At 48.9% G+C, this 2,136-nt stretch carries 3 protein-coding genes and 1 pseudogene; 2 read left to right on the top strand and 2 right to left on the bottom strand.

All coding sequences use genetic code 11. The features are described from left to right. Positions 1–91 (bottom strand): transposase (locus AB4Z19_RS30430; RefSeq protein WP_442037137.1); only part of this gene is annotated, 91 nt, incomplete at its 3' end. Between the two features lie 621 nt (positions 92–712). Here AB4Z19_RS30430 and AB4Z19_RS30425 point away from each other — a divergent pair. Then, complete coding sequence (locus AB4Z19_RS30425; RefSeq protein ID WP_442037135.1) at positions 713–1,102, top strand: lysozyme inhibitor LprI family protein; 390 nt, start codon at positions 713–715, stop codon at positions 1,100–1,102. Positions 1,103–1,319: 217 nt separating this feature from the next. Beyond that, positions 1,320–1,721: a hypothetical protein gene (locus AB4Z19_RS30420; protein WP_442037133.1), complete on the top strand. Its 402-nt coding sequence runs from the start codon at positions 1,320–1,322 to the stop codon at positions 1,719–1,721. Between the two features lie 273 nt (positions 1,722–1,994). Here AB4Z19_RS30420 and AB4Z19_RS30415 read toward each other — a convergent pair. After that, positions 1,995–2,136: pseudogene (locus AB4Z19_RS30415) on the bottom strand (IS30 family transposase); the annotation flags it as partial.

Genomic DNA, 2,136 nt, shown 5'->3' with positions numbered 1-2,136 from the left:
GCTCAGCGACCTCGGCTGCTGGGTGCCCGCGATCAATAACCTGCTTGACCGCAGCGATCTTAAATTCCTCCGTGTAACGCTTCCCACTCATGATTTCTCCTTTGCCTAAATTATGGCTCAGGAGTGTCTACAATGGTCGTGGCGATTCAGGACTACAGGAAATTTAAACTATTCTTGCTCTCTATTCTCTGGAGAGCAGGTGTTTCGTCACTACAGTTCTTTGAGCGCGTGCAGCTTGGAAAACATAGTGAGATACTCCGTCGCATGCTGCTTGAGGGAAACCCTGGAGCGCCGAGAGAGTATCCATGTATATTGTTCGGGTTGAAGTCTCCGGCAGGGGCCATGACTGACCTGATAATGCAGCCTGAGCGATTGCGATTCCAAGGACACGGAGCTTACAGATTTGTTTTTGGAGGCTTCTTGTGGGCATTCGTTGTATCCAGCCATACGCTGCCGTCGTTGGTGGAGCAAATAGCAGTAAGCCCGGACGGGCAACTTTCACTAATGCTGCGTCCTCCAGAAGAAATCCGCCCGCTTATATCATTCGCGGAAAAGCATAAGCAGATGGGCAGGAGTTAGTCCTCAATCTAGTTTCCTTTACTAAGGCGCTGCTCAACCAAGGGTGAGAATTCGTGAGCTTTGCCAATGGGCAAGCTGCTATCCTGATGGTAGTTGGCTGAGTTCGGCCAATTGCAGTCACACAGGGTCAGTCATGAGTAACGCGTTGGAAACGAATACAAAGGTACCTATGAATCAAAGTAAAGTCGGCGTTCTGGTGTTTTCCCTGCTCTTGGCTGTTGGTACTGCGTTTGCCGACGTCGGTGGAGATACTCGTGATGCGGAATTGAAGCATTTCGACAAAGAGCTAAACGTCGTTTACTCGAAAATTATTCAAAGGCTTAATGTGAAGGGGCAGCAAAAGCTAAAGGCGGCACAACGCGCCTGGCTTCAGATGCGCGACCTCGACTGCGAATGGGCTTATCGCGACAAGCGCGATTGTCTCATCGATAGAACTGTTAATCGTACAAAAGAGCTTACTGATACTGACTTTGACGCCAAAGATGGAGAATACGGCGCTATTGATCTCGGCGCGGTCAAATGACCTCTTTGCTGTACGATGCAGTCAACCTAATTGCCTCTACGCTACGCGTTCTGCCGGCCCGCTATTTTCAGGTTAAACCTCCGGCAGACTCCGGCCAATAGCCGCCACTCGACTCTGTTCTGCCGAGCCTGACAAATGGCCGACCGATGTTATTCCAAAGTCACCATGTTATATTAACAATTTCCGATATATAAAGTTATTTTATAGAGGGGTATCGATGAGCGTCTTTCGAGAGAGGCCAGCTTTCTATTACACCGCAGTGGGTTTGCTGGTGGCTTACATTATTTTGACTCTAATCTCTTTGGTTTCTCATCGTGATGTTAGTGGCGTAGACCAATTTTCTTACCTGAAGCACATCGGGATGGTCTTTTTGAACATCTATTTCCTTTCCTCTAAGAATCGCGTTTTCAACTACCTTGCGTTAGTGTGGCTAATCGTTTTGCCGTTTGAACGATATGTCGAGATCTATAGTTTGGTTTCGTCCGGCAGCGCTAGCCTTTGGGATCTGATCGCCAACATTGACGAACTACGAATCATTGTTTGGATGGCCGTAGTCTTAGTTTTGGTATCGAAAATCGCTGTAGATCGCTATGTAAATCCGAAGGTCATCGCTGAGTAAAAGACCGATGTAGAATCACAACGGTCCGCAAAGGGGCGGCTGCCTCAGACAGGCCGCCGACGGCACACGGCCAACAGCAGACCTATCGGAACGATAGACCTGATACAACGTGGAGGAGTAACTTGATTATTGCTATCATTTTTGCTGTTGTATTTGTCGGCAGGCTAATTTCGGTGAAGTACGGGCCGCGTCTGCCTCCTCCTTATAGATTCCGTAGCTGCGAAGGCCGGGGCTGGCGGCGTATGTTTCCAACGGCATCAAAGGATTGCGGATTCAGCCGGTCGACGCAACACATTGATAAAACCGTTGAGCCGGCGTTTCATAGTCTAACGTTTTTCTAGGTCGTTCATTCAGCCGATTTGCGATGGCGTCGAGCTGACCTTGCGAATAACTTGATAAATCCAGTCCCTTTGGC

This window comes from Pseudoduganella sp. RAF19 (assembly GCF_052114165.1).
Lineage (GTDB): Bacteria > Pseudomonadota > Gammaproteobacteria > Burkholderiales > Burkholderiaceae_D > Rugamonas.
Note: the sequence above shows the minus strand (reverse complement) of the source record. Positions and strands in the feature narration are given on the sequence as shown.